Genomic DNA, 16,423 nt, shown 5'->3' on the forward strand with positions numbered 1-16,423 from the left:
TCAGCCTCGCCGCCAGCGGAAGTAGCGCCCGAGCCATCCCAGCAGGCGTTCTGGCTTGTGGGCGTTCTTCCAGACGCCGGCCGTCGCCTTCACCGCTTCGCTGCGCGTGGGATACGGGTGGATGGTGCCCAACAACTTGTTGAGCCCGATGCCGCGAGTGATCGCCAGGGTGAATTCGGCCAGCATCTCGCCGGCCCCGGTGCCGACGATCGTCGCCCCCAGGATTCGGTCACGCCCGGGCACCGTCAGCACCTTGACGAACCCCGTCGCGTCTCCCTCCGCCAAAGCCCGGTCCAGGTCATGCAATGCATAGCGGGTGACCTCATACGCTATGTGCCGTTCCCTGGCCTCGCGCTCATTGAGCCCGACCCGGGCTACCTCGGGGTCCGTGAAGGTCACCGCCGGCATTGCCCGATAACTGACCTTGAACCGCTTGAACTCGCCGAACAGCGCATTGACCGTGGCATGCCACGCCTGATGCGCGCTGGCATGGGTAAGCTGATAGGGGCCCGTCACATCGCCACACGCCCAGACATTGGGCAGCACGCTTTGCAGCGTTTCATCCACGCGGAGCGTGCCATCCTCGCGGGTTTCGACGCCGAGGGCCTCGAGCCCCATACCCTCGACGTTGGCCTGCCGCCCCACCGCGACCAGCAGATGGCTAAAGCCCAGACGCTCGACTACCTCTCCGTCCCCCTGAATCTCCAAGGCATGGCCCTCATCGGTGGCCACCACCCGCAATGCCCGATATCCCAGATACAGGTGCAGGCCCTCACCACGAAGGCTAGAGGCGACCTCGTCGGCAACCTCGGGATCCTCTCGGGGCAGCAGTTGGGGACCCATCTCGACCAGGTCGACCCGACTGCCCAGCCGCGCGAAGCTCTGGCCAAGCTCACAGCCGATAGGCCCTCCGCCCAGCACCAGGAGGCGTTCGGGCAATGCCTCGAGCGTCCAGAGCGAGTCCGAGGTCAACACCTCCACCTGCTCGAGACCGGGAAGGTCCGGCACCCGGGGCCGGGCACCGCTGGCAATGATGACGTGGCGGGTCGTCAATACGCGCTCGCCATTCGCGGTGGTGACAACGACACGCCACGGATCATCCAGTCGCGCTTGCCCCTCCATCACCTCGACGCCCAAGCCCTCGTAGCGGCTGCGACTGTCGTGGGGCGCCACTTCATCGATGGCACGCCGCACATGCGCCATGACGGCGGCAAAATCCACACGGGGCTCGCCGGCGTGAACGCCGAAGGCCGACGCCTGGCGAACTTCCTTGGCCGAGCGGGCCGCCCGGATCAGGGCCTTGGAGGGAACGCAGCCCGTATTGAGGCAATCCCCGCCCATGCGGTCACGCTCCACCAGAGCGACATCGGCCTTGACGGCCGCGGCGATATAGCTGGCCACCAGACCCGCCGAGCCACCACCGATCACCACGATATCGTGATCGAAGCGACGCGGTCGCCGGAACCGCCGGGCCAGCCGGCGCCGCTTGCCCAGGGCGACCAGAGCACGCGCCAGCCAGGGAAAGAGCCCGATCAGCGCAAAGGAAGCGATCAGCGACGGCGACAGGATGCCGGAGAGGGACTCCAGGTTACCGAGCTCTCGCCCGGCATTCACGAACACCGCCGTACCCGGCAGCATGCCCAGTTGACTGACCCAATAGAAGGTGCGCAGGCGCATCCGTGTCAGCCCCAGCACCAGATTGATCACGAAGAAGGGAAATAACGGTATCAACCGCAACGTGAACAGGTAGAAAGCGCCCTCACGACGAATGCCGGCATTGACCCGCTCAAGCTGGGAAGAGAAGCGCTTTTCCAGAAAGGAGCGCGCCAGGGTTCGCGCGAGCAACGCCGCCAGGGTTGCCCCGAGCGCACTGGCGAAGGAAATGATCAAGAGCCCCCACCCCAGACCAAACAACGCGCCGCCCAATACCGTCAGCAGAGTCGCCCCAGGCAGCGACAGCGCGGCCATGACGGTATAGAGAAGGAAGAAGCCTCCGGCGACGATAACAGGCTCGGCAGCGAACCAGGCTTGAAAGCTCGCTTGCTCGGCCTTCAGATAGTCCAGACTGAGAAAGTCCAGCACACCGCTGGCAACAATCCCGGCAATCACTGCCAGCAACAACACGGCAAGCAGGGGGCGTAGATATTTCAAAAGCGCATCTCCATGACATCGGCCTGGTGGCTTGCCCTTGCCTGAATCGACGAACAAGGCCGTGCCTTGCGACCCGGCTGGCCGAGTGACCTTCCCCTAGTGTAGATCCGCTTTCAATCGGAGCAGTCGCTCCATCCGGGACAACGCTATGGTTGCATGACCGCGCGGGATGACATGGCAGCATGTCGGCTACCCGCGGATCGCTTGAGTATTGTGCACCAGCAAGACGCGGCAACCAATTCCGAGGAGGAGGCTACCGGCGCTCCGCGGCAGGAATGGCTCCCTGATCAACTGGCTTTTAAAAAGGCCGGCCGCATGCAACGGCCAGCCCGAAGAAAAACATTTCGCGACAGCATCCAATCTAGGCCAGCAAATGACGGTCAAATATTTCGTTCATGTACCTGGATGCAGACTTGCTCTCCATATCAAGAAAATGACCAGCTTCAGGCACGACAAAAAACTCACACTCATCGATATAGTTCTCGATGCACCTGACATCTTCTTTTGAGGTATATTCATCCCAGTCCCCATTCACGAACAGAACGGGCACCTCCACCTCCTTGAAAACATCCACATAGTCATCAAAACTGAGCGAAGCAACTTGCCCAATATGAAATCTAGCTTGACGATACGTCTCATCATCGAGGCTCTTGATATGTTCATGGTTTATCCGCTTCAACAGTCCAGGCAGATACTTTCCCACTTCGTCATTCAGCAAGGTGGCAACTTCATGATTCTTCCTTTCATCGAGCAATACCTTGGCCCGCTCAATATAACGGTGCATTTCCGGGGTGATTCGGGTAGAGAAAGAGGCAATCAATGCCTTACGAACAGAGGGAGGCTTCTTGGCAAGCGCCATCAATGCCGCCAGCCCTCCCCATGAGACAGAAAGCAGATACGACGGCTGATAACGATCCATCAATCCCTGAAGCACCATTACCTCTTCCGTTTTCGACATGGGACGACTAATAGCATTGTACTGCCTGGACTTTCCGATGAAGGGCAGGTCAAACAATATCATGTTCACCTTGCCCTTGAGATTTTTTATGGTATTACGAAAAGCTTGTGTTGTTGAAAGCGCTCCATTGACAAAAATGGCCGACTCCGACACCCCGGAAAACAGATATCTCTCAACGTGGACATTCCACTCTCCGACACTGACCACTTCAACTTCTCGCCTCATTCCCTACCTCCATGTGACTCGTTTTCCCGGCAACATTCGCCGTCCACCCTGGACGACCTGACGTACCTATTCATTATCAAACAACAAGCCTATCGCCCTAATTGCTTCACGCCCCACCTTTACATTCCACAACATCTTCCAAACACATTTCAAACGCCTTCCAGACATTCCCCAACAGCCTTTAGAAAATCCATAGACGACGCACGCCAAGAGAATCCAAGGCCTGCAAGGCAAGCTTGGCGCCTACCTGCCGCTCGTTACCACCGCGCCATGCCACGCAGGCACCATTTCAATATAACCAGCACCCATCACGTCAAGGACTGCTTTTAAACTCGGCGACTGACCTTACAAAATAACAACACCACGCAACACTTTATGACTCTTCAGAAACCGACTCCAACCAGACCACCAACCTGAAGCACAAAAAAACTGTTATCCCTTTCCTGCGAAGCCCCCTAACAATAACAGCAATTAAAGACCGATAGCCGGGTCGGCTTGACGTCTCTTCAGCGAACAACTAAAGGTAGTGTTTTATTCATTACCACACTTATTTCTCTGCAAGTAGAACTATTCATAAAAAAGTCATGGACTCGTCATTGAGCACAAATTTTGACAAGTCCACCCACGCAGGAATGACCAAGGAGGGCCCGTGGATCAACATTTCGATTCCGTGAGCGTCAAGGGCGAAACCGCGCCTGAATCCACCGGTCACGCTACGCCCCGGGAAACGCCTCCCCCTTCGCGACCCAATCTGCGGGAGGCGCTTGCCCAGGAAATAGTTCGACTTACCAGGAACAATGACGAGGACATCTCGATCCCTGAGGAATACCCTCTGAACCAGCTTGGCCTGGATTCTCTGGCCGCCGTGGAACTGACGGCATACATAGAGCGCCATTTCCACGTGAAACTGCCCTTGATGTCCCTGTTCGGCTCCATGACGCTGGGCCAACTGATCGACCTCATTGAGAAAACCCGGACACAGGAGAGTGCAGAAGGCCCCTTACGTACCTCCCTGGGAGAACAATCCGGAGCCTGTGCAGTCGCGTTGCACGACTGGCAGGTCGCCCTTCCCCTGTTCTGCATTCCCGGCTCGATGGGTGTGGCAACCTATCTATCGAGTCTTTGTACCGAACTGGCCGGCCTTGCCTCGACGATCGCTTTTCAATCCCCGGGCATCGACGGTAGTGAATCCCCCCTCGGTTCGGTCGAGGAGCTCGCACGGCGCTATATCGCCGAAATGCAGACCATCCAGCCCGAGGGCCCCTATCGCCTTGCGGGGCACTCCTTCGGAGGATTGGTCGCCCATGAAATGGCCTGCCAACTCCACGAACGGGGAGAGCGAATAGAGGCGTTGTTCTTGATCGACACCTTTCAGGTTCGGAGTATCGGTGAAGCAAACGACGCCACCACCTCCGACTTGATGGCCCTGTACGAACTCCACAACATTATTCAGCGGCTCTCCGACCGCCTTGACGACGAGCCGATCCGCGTCAGCGAGCTAGAGGCACTCCCCCCGGAAGCACAGCGGGAATTACTGACGAGACGCCTGGGCACCCGATTCAACTCGCTGCACAGGGTAGCCACCGTGCATCACGCCAACTATATGGCGATGGAAAGGTTTCAGCCGCGGTATTACCCCGGTCCGGCCACCCTGCTGTGTGCTCGCTCCGAGTTTCCCGCGCAACTGGTGCATCCTGCCCGCAGCCTGCACTTCTGCACCGACGAGCCGGACCTGGGTTGGCAAGGACTGTGCGCCTCGCTGAACGTCATCACGGTGCCTGGCGACCACCTCACCATGGTACGTCCACCCCATGTTCAGGCACTCGTCGAAGCGATGCGGCCGGCGATGGATGCACAGTCCCGGCTCTCCCTGGGGATGGATCGCCTGCTGCCCGCCAGACCACCTCGCGCACCAGGGCGAGCCCTGGAGATCTCCCGACATGGCATCTCCTTCGATCCTTACCATCCGGACCATGTCGACGACCCTTACCCATTCCTTTCACAACTGCGCGACTGCGGCCCGGTCATCAAGGACACGGTCTCCAGGTGGTGGCTGACCCGCCACGCCGAAGTCTCGGCAGGACTGCGCGACAAGCGTTTTGGTGTCGACCCACGGGGACTGGCCGAAACGCTGCCACATCTCGACGCGAGCAGTGCAAGCTTTCCTTTCCTCAGTGCCTTGAGTCGACAGCAGGAAGAGGTTCCCTTCAGCCAACACCTCAACCGCTTCATGCTGTTTCTGGATCCGCCTCAGCACCAACAACTCAGGCGCGTCTTCTCCCCCCTGTTCACCCCCGAGGCCGTCAAGCACTGGACCGGTTATATCGACGAATGCGCCGCCGAGCTGATCGGCAATCTACGTCAAGACCGGGAAGCCGATCTGATCAAGGAGCTCGCCTTGCCGCTGCCGGCGGCTGCCATCAGCGAAATACTGGGATTCCCCCGCGAAGACGTGCCCGAAGTGCTGCCCTGGGGACAGGACATGATATCGGGATTCGATCCACTGATGTCCGATGATACTGCCGCCCGCATCAATCGCAGTGCGGAAGAATTCAGCCGGTACATTCGCGAACACCTGGAAACACAAAGAAAGGTAAAGAGTGGCCCTGGCATCCTCGACCCGAACACCGCACTGGACCAGGGACTGAGCATCGAGGAACTGGTCACCCATTATGCCCTGATGTTCGCCGTCGGTTTCGAAACCACGACCGACATGATCGGCAACAGCGCACTTGCCCTGCTTCGCCACCCCGACCAGCTCGAGCGCTGGCAAGCCCAGCCCGAAATTTCCGACAACGCCGTGGAAGAGTTGCTGCGATACGACGGTCCTGTCCGCTGCTCGATACGCTACGCGCTTGAAGACCTGGATTTCGGTGGCCGCCGAATACGTCGTGGCGAAATGGTCGTCTTCTCCTTTTCCTCGGCCAACAGGGATCCCCAGGCCTTTCCCGAACCCGACCGCCTTGACCTTGGCCGTGACGCCAGACGGCATGTGGCCTTCGCTCATGGCGCACACTACTGCCTGGGAGCCCATCTGGCACGAATCGAACTGCGGCGGGTTCTGCCAGCCTTGATCCAGCATGACTTCTCCCTGGCACCCGGCGGGACCCAGTGGCGACCCAGCCTGGTGTTTCGCGGTCTGGAGACCCTGCGCATCAGGAACCACTAACAAAACGCGTATCGAGCCGTAGCGCAAGCGGAAAGCGGCATGGGCTCGCTTGTGGGCAAAGTGGGTGATGGCCTCGGCTACGCCTTGCCCTGGGCCATCGATGGGCGGGCCTCAGTCGTGTGTTACCCGAGCCACCTCAAACACCAGCAGCTAGGCCCCGACCGACACCAGGCTCAGTTGTCGCCCCGGGCCGGGGCAGGCATGATGCATCCATATACTCCGATGGACTCATCATGACGTATCGCGCGTTCGGAAAGCTCTTGGTCATCCTTTCATGGGCGCTAGTGGCCAGCCAGGTTCATGCCACCCCAGTTCATGCCAATCCCCCCGCCTTGTCCCTCGACTGGCCGCCCAAGCTGGAGCTGGACCACACCCTCGTGCAAACCAGCCTTTATACTCGGCATTTCAACCCTGATCCCGAACACACCAACCATCAGGAACTGATCGGCCTCGAGTTCCACACCCCGGATGACTGGCTGGCCGGTGGCGCCCATTTCCAGAATTCCTTCGCGCAGGACACCTTCTATCTCTACGTCGGCAGGCAGTTTCCCCTCTGGCATTTCGCTCATGACACGACGCTGCGCGCCAAGCTGACGGCGGGGCTATTGCATGGCTACAGAGGGGAATATCGGGACAAGATCCCCTTCAACCATCTGGAAACCGCCCCGGCCGCACTGCCCAGCATCGGCATACGCTGGAAGCGCGTCGAGGGCGACCTGATCGTGTTCGGCGCCGCCGGCCTCATGATCACTGCAGGGCTGCGTTTCTGAGCGCTCAGTCGGTCGTCAGACCAAGATTGCTGACTCCATCGTTACGCCCCAGTCGCCGCAAGGCCTTGAGGGCGTCGCGGTCCAGGTGTCCCTGAGCCGCCTCGAGCACCGCATCCTGGAAGTCGTTTTCCTCGCACATCAGCGGATGTTCGCGCGTCAGGGCGGCAAGCTTGCCGGCATCCTCCTCACCTTCGGTCACCTCTATGAAGGCCCGCACACCGCCACGCGAGGTGCGGCTGACCTCCAGGACCGAATCCGGCGACTCGCCGCGCAGGGTATCGAGCAATGCGGAAACCGCGACGACCGCTTCCAGCGCTCGGCGAGCTCCGAAGCTGTCGTCCTCCGCCGGCGGCTCCAGCTCGGCCAGCTTTTCCGCCTGCCGATCGAAGTCGATGCGCGCGTCCTTGACCGACAGCCGCTCCCAGACCAGGGCCAGCACGGCGCGCAGAGCCTGGACATCCCCATGGCCTGTCGTCTCGGCATACAGGGCATAATTGGGTATCAGGCGTTCGCAGAGGGCGGCCATGAAAGCCTGCTGGCCGCGCAGCGGCAGCGCCTGGAGCCGCTCGAAGAAACCGCCGGATGACTGACTCATGAAATCTCCTTGTATAATGGCATCGCTCAAGGCCAGAGGCGCTCCTTGGCCACCCGTCCCCGAGCGTCGAACGCCACGCCTTCATCGATCAGGCGGCGACGCTGTTCATCCGCTCCGCCGTGGTCGGCCAGCCGCCGCGACGCGGTGATGACCCGGAACCAGGGAAGTTCGTGCCCCGAGGGCAACTCTCGCAACGCCCTGGCCACCATGCGCGGGGTGGCGCCTTCGGTCATGGCGGCGATGCGGCCATAGGTCGTCACTCGCCCCGGCGGAATCTCGGCCAGGATCGTCAGGATCTGTTCTGTGAGCGCCGGCTTCATGTACCCTTCCTCCCCCTGTCCTTCGCTCATGCCTACCGCGAGGTCTTCATATGCACCTGCACCTCCTTCAGCACGGCCCGCACCGAGGTCCCGCCCGGATCGCCGACTGGCTCGACAGCATGGGACACAGCCATACCGTTTTCCATCTGCACGAGGGCGAACTACCGCCACGACTCGCCGATGGCGATGCCCTGATCGTCCTCGACGGCCCCGACGAAGGCGATCTCGATCCAGACGCAACCTGGCCACGCCAGGAGCGCAAGTTGATCGAACAGGCGCTCAATGGCCAGAAGCCCCTGCTCGGCCTCGGTCACGGCGCGCGACGCATCGCCGAGGCGCTCGGTGCCATGGTATCGCGAGGCACCTATGCCGAAAGCGGCTGGCACACCATCGACCTGGCCCCCGACAGCCCTTTCGACCTCCCCGAGCGCTTCGAGGCATTCATGTGGCATCGCGACATCTTCGCCTTGCCCGACGATGCCCTGCCACTCGGCGGTAGCGAAGCAAGCCCCATGCAGGGCTTCAGCTGGGATGGCAACCGCGTGGTCGGACTGCTTTGCCACCTGGAAGCCACCCCTGCCAGCGTGACTGCCATGCTGGATCACCTCCCGCCTCTCGGTAACGGCCCCTATCTGCAGGAACGACAGGCGATGCTGGCCGACACCAAGCGCTTCGACCGCCTGGCGCCCCTGCTGGATCGCCTGCTATCCCAGTGGCTGGCCAGCGCTCGCCGCTGAGGCCGTCGATTCCCGAGCGCTAGGCGACGCCTCCTCGGCCCAGTCTCGCGCCGCCGCCAGACAACTGTCCCAATCGCCGACATGCAGGAAGTGCTGATCGTCGTGCTTCTCCAACTGATAGCGATACATGGGGTCGTAATACTCGGTCAGCAATGGCGCCAGCCAAGCTTCGTGGGCCTGGCTGTTGCCCCGCTCATGCTCACGAAAGGCCAGCTCCTGAAGACGCTGCAGACGGGCCAGTCGTGCCCCACCGAGCCGCTTGCGCAGGCGCTGCAGGGCACCGGAAAGTTGTTTGCGCATCAACGCCCAGCCCAGCCACTCGCCGAACTGCTGACGATAGACCGCCCAGAGGTCCTCGATGTAATCCTTGTGAATCTGCTGAAGGCGCCAGTCGAGGGGCATCTCGACCCGGATGCGCGGCGCCCGCTCCATGCTCCGCCAGAAGGTAAGGGGAATATTGGCGGTGCCGATATGGCGGGATTCGTCCTCCAGTACCACCGGCCCAGGCAGGTCCAACAGGCGCAGGCCCATGGCATGTTCGAAGTCGATCTGGGAAGGCGCCGCCAGTGGATGACGGCCGAAGGCCGAGCCCTTGTGACGCGCACAGGCCTCGAGATCCAGCCCGCATGAAAGCGCCTGGATCAGGCTCGTCTTGGCGCAGCCGGTGAGACCTCCGACCACCAGCAGCGGCTGCTCCGCCGCCGCATCGATTCGCGCGCACAGCGCCTGACGCATGGCCTTCCAGCCACCGCGGATGCGCGGGCGCTCGATCCCGGCCTCGGCGAGCCATTGCTGGGCAATCCGCGAGCGCTGGCCTCCCCGAAAGCAGTAGATCAATGCATCGGGATGACGTGCCAGCAGGTCCCGCCAGGCCTCGACGCGTTCCGCCCGCACCCCGCCGGCAACCAGGTACTCGCCCAGTTCGATGGCGGCATCCTGGCCGGCACGCTTGTACTCGATACCAACCAGGTGACGCTCCTCGTCATCCATCAACGGCAGGTTGACCGCACCGGGCAGCGCCCCCTGGCGAAACTCCACCGGCGCCCGAACGTCGATCAGGACGCGGCGCTCGCGCAACAGCTCGAGATCGGGTTCGACCAGCGTCGGACTCATCCTCGAACCTCGATGCGCGCCTCGCCTCGCGCGGCGACGACTTCGCCGAAGGGCTCGAGCTCGAGACCGTAGGAGCGCCCGACACGCTCGATATCGTCCTCCCAGGAGGGATGAACCGAAAGCAACAGGCCGCCGGAGGTCTGTGGGTCGCACAACCACTGCCAGTGGGCCTCGTCCATGGCGGGCAGCGCCGCGCCCAGCGCCTCACGATTGCGTCCGGTCCCGCCGGGCACGGCGCCCTGGCGCCGATAGGCCTCGGCCTCGGCCAGACGCGGCAAGCGCCGGAAGTCGATGCGCGCCGCAACGTCGCTGGCGACGCACATCTCGGTCAGGTGACCGGCAAGGCCGAAACCGGTGACGTCGGTCATGGCATGCACGCCCTGAATGCGTGCCAGATCCATGCCGATCCGGTTGGTCTCGAGCATCGTCTGGCGCGCCAGCCCCTGATGGCCCGGCTCCAGCCGTCCCTGCTTCTCTGCCGTGGTCAGCATGCCCACGCCAAGCGGCTTGGTCAGATACAGCAGATCGCCGACCTGGGCCCCCTTGTTGAGCTTGAGGTGTTCGAGATCGACCAGGCCATTGACCGCCAGCCCGAAGATCGGCTCCGGCGCATCGATGGAATGACCACCGGCCAGCGCCAGGCCCAGCTCGCGACACACGGCCTGAGCGCCGCCGACCACATCGCCGGCGATGTCCGCTCCCAGCTTGTCCAGTGGCCAACCAAGAATGCCCAGGGCCATCACCGGCGAACCGCCCATGGCATAGACATCGCTGATGGCGTTGGTGGCGGCGATCCGGCCGAAATCGAAGGGATCGTCGACGATCGGCATGAAGAAATCGGTCGTGGCGATCATGCCGCGACCGTCGCCCAGGTCATAGACGGCGGCGTCCTCGCGTCCCTGATTGCCGACGATCAACCGGGAGTGGGAGGCTCCCGGCCCGGCCTTGGCCAGGATGCCGTCCAGGACGTCAGGGGCGATCTTGCAGCCACAGCCGGCACCGTGACTGTACTGGGTCAGGCGGATGGCGCTCATCTCATTCTCCTTGGCGTTCATTATCGGCATTCTACAACGTCTGGGGAAAAGCTGAATCAATCGCCGAGCGTAGTGAAGCGCAAGGCGAACGGAGCCCAGAAAGCGAGACATAACAGATGGTTAGTCGGTATCTCGAGCACCATTCAACGCAGCAATTGGCACGCACAGGCATTCAAGCCGTGTTTCCTAGAGCGCTTCCAGCGCATCGGCCAACTTATCCACCGCCACCACCTCCATGCCCTCGGGCGCCTGCTTGGGCGCATTGGCGCGCGGCACGATGGCCCGGCGGAAGCCGTGCTTGGCGGCCTCGACGATGCGCTCCTGGCCACTGGGCACCGGGCGGATCTCGCCGGACAGCCCGACCTCGCCGAACACCACCAGTTCGCGGGCCAGCGGGCGGCTCTGCAGGCTCGACACCACGGCCAGCAAGACCGCCAGGTCAGCACTGGTCTCCAGTACCTTGACCCCGCCGACCACGTTGAGGAAGACATCCTGATCGCCAGTGAACAGCCCCCCATGGCGATGCAGCACCGCCAGCAACATGGCCAGGCGATTCTGATCCAGCCCCACCGCGACGCGGCGCGGATTGCCCAGTGCCGAATCGTCGAGCAGCGCCTGCACCTCCACCAGGATCGGACGGGTGCCTTCCCAGACCACCATCACCAGGCTACCCGGCGCCTGTTCCTCGCTGCGCGACAGGAAGATGGCACTGGGATTCTTCACTTCCTTGAGACCGTGCTCGAGCATGGCGAAGACGCCCAGTTCGTTGACCGCTCCGAAGCGATTCTTCTGGCCCCGCAGCGTACGGAAACGCGAGTCGGCACCGCCTTCCAGCAACAGCGAGGCATCGATCATGTGCTCGAGCACCTTGGGGCCGGCCAGCGTGCCGTCCTTGGTCACGTGCCCCACCAGCATGAGCACCGTGCTGGACTGCTTGGCGAAGCGCGTCAGGGCGGCGGCTGATTCGCGCACCTGGGCCACGCCGCCGGGCGCCGAGGCGATGTCCTCCAGATGAGTGGTCTGGATGGAATCGATGATCAACACCTCGGGGCGCTCGCGCTCGGCAACGCCCAGGATCGTCTCGATGCTGGTCTCGGCCAGCATCTGCAAGCCCTGGGTCGGCAACTGCAGGCGGTGGGCGCGCATCGCCACCTGGCTCAGCGACTCCTCGCCGGTGACATAGAGCACACGGCGCTGCTGGGCCAGCTTGCAGGCCGTCTGCAGCAACAGGGTCGACTTGCCGGCTCCGGGATGTCCGCCCAGCAGCACAGCGGATCCAGGCACCAGACCGCCCCCCAGTACCCGATCGAACTCCTCGAACGTGGAGGTCAGCCTGGGCACTTCCCCCAGATCGACGTTGGACAGTTCGACCACCTCTCGCGACACGGCTCCGGCGTACCCCCCTCGACCGCCACCTCCGCTACCGCCGCTGGCGGCCCCGGGGCGGGCCGCGGAAAGCCGCACCTCGCTCAGGGTATTCCATTCCTGACAGCTGGAGCATTGCCCCTGCCATTTTCGATATTCGGCGCCGCACTCGGTGCAGACGAAAGCGCTCTTGGCTTTGGCCATGGGTGTCTCGTCGAAGAATGAAGACTTGCGATGGAACCATACGCGAGGGGCGGCCCGATGGCCGCCCCTCGTCAACGCGATGCCAGTCGCGTTACATGCGCTTCAGGCGCAGAACCTCGTTGTTCTGGAAGCGGCGACGCTGTGGGTCGATCAGCTCCAGGGTCTGCGGGTCCAGGCGCAGGAAGTAATAAACCTGGCCTTCGCCGTTCGGGGTGAGTTCATAGACGGTGGCCTGCGGATCGTCGGCCGTCCCATCGAGCACTTCCCAGTTGCCGGAGTACGACTCGTTGGGCGGATTTTCCGGATGGCCGCGATAGGCCGCTTCCAGGTCGAAGGTACGGCCGGCAGCAGCGCCCTGCTCTTCTCCTTCCATGGTGACGGTCAGGTCGATCCCCTCGCAATTGCGACACGGCAGGGTTCCCTGATATGTCTGCTCGGTACTTGTTACCCCCGGCTCGGCGGCTCCCTGATCGGTGGGGCCAGCCGCACAGCCTGCCAGCAAGGCAAGCATGGCCGAGCCCGCCAGCAACGTCCTGATTTGCATATTCGTTCTCCTAACCAATGGGCATGGCACCGTGTTACACGGCAACCTGCTCGATAGCATAACCTTTCGCGCCATCAGCGGACAGCCTGGGCGCCACCAGGTTCCGCTGTTCATGATGCCATCGGACGGACATGCTCGAACACCACCCATAATAGCAACGGCATCACCACCAGGCTGCCCAGATTGCCGATCAGTACCAGCGAGGCCACCAGGTGCGGCTGTTGCCGATACTGCTCGGCCACCAGATAGTTCAGCACTGCCGGCGGCAGGGCGGCAAACACCCACAGCGCCGCCGCCGTGATGCCCGAAAGATCCAGCAGAGCCACCATCGGCGCCGCTACAACCAGCCCCGACAGCGGACACAACACCGCACCGAGCAGCCCCATGCGCCAGTGCCCGAAGTCGATGTCGAGCATGCGAACCCCCAGGGCGAACAGCATCAGTGGAATACTGACGCCTCCCAGCATATTCAACGCCTCGAGCAACCAGTCGGGCAACGTCATCCCGCTCAGGTTGACCCCGAGCCCAGCGAGACTGGCCAGCACAATGGGCATGCGCAGCAAGCGCCACAACGGCGTATGGGGAGAGAGCATCCAGAGCCCCACCGAGAAGTGCAGCAGCATCTCGACGATGAACACCACGACCGCCGCCGGCAACGCCTGCTCGCCGAATGCCAGCACGATCAGCGGCAGTCCCATGTTGCCGGCATTGTTGAACATCATCGGCGGCAGAAAGGTGCGCACCTCCAGTTTCAGCCAGCGCACCAGTGGCCACAGCAGGATCCCGGAACCCAGCACGACCGCAGCGGCGGCCAGGGCCAGACGGGCATAATCCGTCAACGGCGCCTGCCGATCCGCCAGCGCGGCGAATACCAGCATGGGCACGAACAGCTCCATGTTCAGCGTGTTCAGTCCCTGGATGTCCGGACGCCGATAGCGCCCATAGAGGGTACCGCTCCCCGCGATCAGGAATACCGGCAACAGGGTGGAAAGAATCTGGGCAAGCATGCGGCCTCGTTCCATGGCGAACTAAGGAAGCGCTGAATAAATCGCCGAGCATAGTGAAGTGCAAGGCGCACGGAGCACAGAAAGTGAGACATAACGGATGTTAGGCGAGCTTTCGAGCACCGTGCAACGCAGCAATTTGCGTGCGTAGGCATTTATACAGTGTTTCCCAACATTTGCGGGAACGTCGAGCGTAGCACGACGCCGGCTTGCGCGGTGCCGGCGAGCGGGTCACCATGGCCCGAGTGTTTCCACCCCGAGCGAGTGACGATGAGCAAGTTCTGGAGCCCCAAGTTGCGGGAGCTGACGCCCTATGTCCCGGGCGAGCAACCCCGTGAGCGACTGATCAAGCTGAATACCAACGAGAACCCCTATCCTCCCGCACCCGGTGTCGAAACCGCGTTGCGCGAGTTCCCGGTGGATCACCTGCGCCGCTACCCCGACCCCGAATCCCGTGCCCTGCGCGACGCGCTGGCCAAGGAGTTTGGTGTCGAGCCGGAACAGGTCTTCGTCGGCAACGGCTCGGACGAAGTCCTGGCGCTGGCCTTCCAGGCTTTCTTCTGTCACGACCGGCCGCTGGAAATGCCGGAGATCACGTACAGCTTCTACCCCGTTTACTGCCGGCTGTATGACGTGACGCGACGCGCCCTGCCCCTGGACGACCAGTGGCGCGTCGATCTGGATGCCTTCAGCCAGGAAGCCGGTGGCGTGGTGTTCGCCAACCCCAATGCCCCGACCGGTCACGGGCACGACCGCCAGGCCATCGCCCGTCTCCTGTCACGCATCACCGGTTCGGTGGTGCTCATCGACGAGGCCTACGTGGACTTCGGTGGTGAAAGCGCGATCCCCCTGGTTGCCGAACATCCCAATCTGCTGGTGACCGGCACCTTCTCCAAGTCCCGCAGCCTCGCCGGTCTCCGACTCGGCTATGCGGTGGGTTCACGGGAACTGATCGAAGGGCTGGAACGGGTCAAGGACTCCTTCAACTCCTACCCCATCGACAGCCTCGCCAGCACGCTGGGCATCGCGGCACTGGCCGACCACGATCACTTCGAGGCCTGCCGGGAAGCCGTGATCACCACCCGGGAACGCACCCGGGGACGTCTCGAGGAGCTGGGGCTGCGTGTCCTGCCCTCCCAGACCAATTTCCTCCTGGTTAGCCATCCGGACATCGATGCCGCCCAACTCTTCGTCGGCCTCCGCGAACGGGGGATCCTGGTTCGCCACTTCAATACCGATACCCTTCGCGACTTCCTGCGCATTTCCATCGGTACCGAGGATGAGATGGATAGCCTGGTCGAAGCCCTGGAACCACTCTGCGCCTGACGCCTTCGACGCCCCTCATCCGGGGCGTCGATCAATGACACCATCGTCGACGAGACACCCATGGACGCGTCCACCACTCGTTTACCACTCGCCGGCGTGCATCACGTCGCGCTGATCACTGCCGACTACCCCCGAGCCCGACGCTTTTATCTCGAGGTCCTGGATGCCGAAATCCTGAACGAGACCTACCGCGAGGAGCGTGACAGCCACAAGCTCGATCTCTTGCTGCCCGGTGGCATTCAACTGGAGCTATTTTCCTTTCCCTCGCCGCCCCCACGCCCGAGCTATCCCGAAGCCTGCGGGCTGCGTCACCTGGCGCTCGCCACTACGGATCTCGAAGCCTGCGTGGCACTCCTCGAAGCGCGTGGCGCCGCCCCCGAACCGATCCGCGTCGACGAGCACACCGGTGCTCGTTTCACCTTTCTCGCCGACCCGGATGGCACTCCCATCGAGTGCTACGAGATCAGTGGCTGAACCACCGAGATCGCCCTTCTTTTTTAAACTTTTCTTCCAGACATGAAAAAACCCCGACTTCGCGTGAAGCCGGGGTTTTCTCGGGATAGATGCCTGACGCCTCCACGGCCACGCCGTGGCCTGGAGCCTGGGCTCGGGACGCCGCATCGCGGGCTTTCCACCTCGCCCGTTCGCGCCTGACAAGGCGATACCTTGTCCGAGCGGCGCTCACCCGACTCTCGCATGCGATGACAGCCCATCGTACTGACATAAAAAAATCCCCCGGGGATACCGGGGGATTTTTCAGATAAGTGCCTGACGATGACCTACTCTCGCATGGGAACTCCCACACTACCATCGGCGCTGAGCGGTTTCACTGCTGAGTTCGGCATGGGTTCAGGTGGTGCCCGCTCGCTATGGTCGTCAGGCGAAAACATCAATGCAATCCTGCTGAC

At 62.4% G+C, this 16,423-nt stretch carries 14 protein-coding genes and 1 rRNA gene; 5 read left to right on the forward strand and 10 right to left on the reverse strand.

All coding sequences use genetic code 11. From position 1 onward, the window contains the following. Both HELO_RS16985 and HELO_RS16990 read right to left on the reverse strand, forming a co-directional pair. Window positions 1-2,151: an FAD-dependent oxidoreductase gene (locus HELO_RS16985; RefSeq protein WP_013333852.1), complete on the reverse strand. Its 2,151-nt coding sequence runs from the start codon at window positions 2,149-2,151 to the stop codon at window positions 1-3. 361 nt (window positions 2,152-2,512) lie between these two features. After that, window positions 2,513-3,334 carry an alpha/beta fold hydrolase gene (locus HELO_RS16990; protein ID WP_041602234.1) on the reverse strand — a complete coding sequence of 274 codons (822 nt, stop codon included), beginning with the start codon at window positions 3,332-3,334 and terminating at the stop codon, window positions 2,513-2,515. 649 nt (window positions 3,335-3,983) lie between these two features. Here HELO_RS16990 and HELO_RS16995 point away from each other — a divergent pair. Together HELO_RS16995 and HELO_RS17005 are read left to right on the forward strand one after the other, a co-directional pair. Further along, window positions 3,984-6,503: a cytochrome P450 gene (locus tag HELO_RS16995; RefSeq protein ID WP_013333853.1), complete on the forward strand. Its 2,520-nt coding sequence runs from the start codon at window positions 3,984-3,986 to the stop codon at window positions 6,501-6,503. Between the two features lie 233 nt (window positions 6,504-6,736). Further along, entirely contained in the window at window positions 6,737-7,273 is a 537-nt protein-coding gene (locus HELO_RS17005) for a hypothetical protein (protein ID WP_013333854.1), read from the forward strand. Between the two features lie 4 nt (window positions 7,274-7,277). Here the strand turns inward: HELO_RS17005 and HELO_RS17010 are convergent, their stop codons facing one another. Together HELO_RS17010 and HELO_RS17015 are read right to left on the reverse strand one after the other, a co-directional pair. Further along, complete coding sequence (locus HELO_RS17010) at window positions 7,278-7,868, reverse strand: YjaG family protein (protein ID WP_013333855.1); 591 nt, start codon at window positions 7,866-7,868, stop codon at window positions 7,278-7,280. A gap of 26 nt (window positions 7,869-7,894) precedes the next feature. Continuing rightward, a complete protein-coding gene (locus HELO_RS17015; protein ID WP_013333856.1) occupies window positions 7,895-8,188 on the reverse strand; it encodes an MGMT family protein in 294 nt (97 codons plus the stop codon). 50 nt (window positions 8,189-8,238) lie between these two features. On the opposite strand from HELO_RS17015, the gene HELO_RS17020 reads away from it, so the two are divergent. Further along, window positions 8,239-8,925, forward strand: coding sequence for a type 1 glutamine amidotransferase (locus HELO_RS17020; protein ID WP_013333857.1), 687 nt, complete (start codon window positions 8,239-8,241; stop codon window positions 8,923-8,925). On the opposite strand, the gene mnmH is transcribed toward HELO_RS17020, so the two are convergent. The 5 genes from mnmH to HELO_RS17045 form a co-directional block, all read right to left on the reverse strand. Beyond that, a complete protein-coding gene (gene mnmH, locus HELO_RS17025; protein ID WP_013333858.1) occupies window positions 8,893-10,038 on the reverse strand; it encodes a tRNA 2-selenouridine(34) synthase MnmH in 1,146 nt (381 codons plus the stop codon). The genes HELO_RS17020 and mnmH overlap by 33 nt on opposite strands. Continuing rightward, window positions 10,035-11,072 carry a selenide, water dikinase SelD gene (gene selD / locus HELO_RS17030; protein WP_013333859.1) on the reverse strand — a complete coding sequence of 346 codons (1,038 nt, stop codon included), beginning with the start codon at window positions 11,070-11,072 and terminating at the stop codon, window positions 10,035-10,037. Before selD ends, mnmH begins: the two co-directional genes overlap by 4 nt. A gap of 186 nt (window positions 11,073-11,258) precedes the next feature. Further along, on the reverse strand, window positions 11,259-12,641 hold the full coding sequence (gene radA / locus HELO_RS17035; RefSeq protein WP_041602236.1) for a DNA repair protein RadA: 1,383 nt from the start codon (window positions 12,639-12,641) through the stop codon (window positions 11,259-11,261). Window positions 12,642-12,732: 91 nt separating this feature from the next. After that, a complete protein-coding gene (locus tag HELO_RS17040) occupies window positions 12,733-13,185 on the reverse strand; it encodes a copper resistance protein NlpE N-terminal domain-containing protein (protein WP_013333861.1) in 453 nt (150 codons plus the stop codon). Between the two features lie 110 nt (window positions 13,186-13,295). Then, window positions 13,296-14,192 carry an AEC family transporter gene (locus HELO_RS17045; protein ID WP_013333862.1) on the reverse strand — a complete coding sequence of 299 codons (897 nt, stop codon included), beginning with the start codon at window positions 14,190-14,192 and terminating at the stop codon, window positions 13,296-13,298. A 267-nt stretch (window positions 14,193-14,459) separates the two neighbouring features. Between HELO_RS17045 and hisC the strand changes: the two genes are divergently transcribed. Next, window positions 14,460-15,515 (forward strand): histidinol-phosphate transaminase, encoded by a 1,056-nt coding sequence (hisC, locus tag HELO_RS17050; protein WP_013333863.1) that lies wholly within the window; start codon window positions 14,460-14,462, stop codon window positions 15,513-15,515. A gap of 60 nt (window positions 15,516-15,575) precedes the next feature. Then, window positions 15,576-15,989 carry an SMU1112c/YaeR family gloxylase I-like metalloprotein gene (gloA2, locus tag HELO_RS17055; RefSeq protein WP_013333864.1) on the forward strand — a complete coding sequence of 138 codons (414 nt, stop codon included), beginning with the start codon at window positions 15,576-15,578 and terminating at the stop codon, window positions 15,987-15,989. Window positions 15,990-16,281: 292 nt separating this feature from the next. Here the strand turns inward: gloA2 and rrf are convergent. Then, window positions 16,282-16,396 (reverse strand): 5S ribosomal RNA (gene rrf, locus HELO_RS17060). Between the last annotated feature and the right edge of the window lie 27 nt (window positions 16,397-16,423).

The sequence above is a fragment of the Halomonas elongata DSM 2581 genome, from assembly GCF_000196875.2.
GTDB classification, from domain to species: Bacteria; Pseudomonadota; Gammaproteobacteria; order Pseudomonadales; family Halomonadaceae; genus Halomonas; species Halomonas elongata.

What these genes read in the sequence shown, in the direction of transcription:
- radA (WP_041602236.1), bottom strand. Translation starts at nt 12,641, where the DNA reads ATGGCCAAAGCCAAGAGCGCTTTCGTCTGCACCGAGTGCGGCGCCGAA.
- hisC (WP_013333863.1), top strand. Translation starts at nt 14,460, where the DNA reads ATGAGCAAGTTCTGGAGCCCCAAGTTGCGGGAGCTGACGCCCTATGTC.
- HELO_RS17045 (WP_013333862.1), bottom strand. Translation starts at nt 14,192, where the DNA reads ATGCTTGCCCAGATTCTTTCCACCCTGTTGCCGGTATTCCTGATCGCG.
- HELO_RS17020 (WP_013333857.1), top strand. Translation starts at nt 8,239, where the DNA reads ATGCACCTGCACCTCCTTCAGCACGGCCCGCACCGAGGTCCCGCCCGG.
- mnmH (WP_013333858.1), bottom strand. Translation starts at nt 10,038, where the DNA reads ATGAGTCCGACGCTGGTCGAACCCGATCTCGAGCTGTTGCGCGAGCGC.
- HELO_RS16990 (WP_041602234.1), bottom strand. Translation starts at nt 3,334, where the DNA reads ATGAGGCGAGAAGTTGAAGTGGTCAGTGTCGGAGAGTGGAATGTCCAC.
- HELO_RS17040 (WP_013333861.1), bottom strand. Translation starts at nt 13,185, where the DNA reads ATGCAAATCAGGACGTTGCTGGCGGGCTCGGCCATGCTTGCCTTGCTG.
- gloA2 (WP_013333864.1), top strand. Translation starts at nt 15,576, where the DNA reads ATGGACGCGTCCACCACTCGTTTACCACTCGCCGGCGTGCATCACGTC.
- HELO_RS17005 (WP_013333854.1), top strand. Translation starts at nt 6,737, where the DNA reads ATGACGTATCGCGCGTTCGGAAAGCTCTTGGTCATCCTTTCATGGGCG.
- selD (WP_013333859.1), bottom strand. Translation starts at nt 11,072, where the DNA reads ATGAGCGCCATCCGCCTGACCCAGTACAGTCACGGTGCCGGCTGTGGC.
- HELO_RS17010 (WP_013333855.1), bottom strand. Translation starts at nt 7,868, where the DNA reads ATGAGTCAGTCATCCGGCGGTTTCTTCGAGCGGCTCCAGGCGCTGCCG.
- HELO_RS17015 (WP_013333856.1), bottom strand. Translation starts at nt 8,188, where the DNA reads ATGAAGCCGGCGCTCACAGAACAGATCCTGACGATCCTGGCCGAGATT.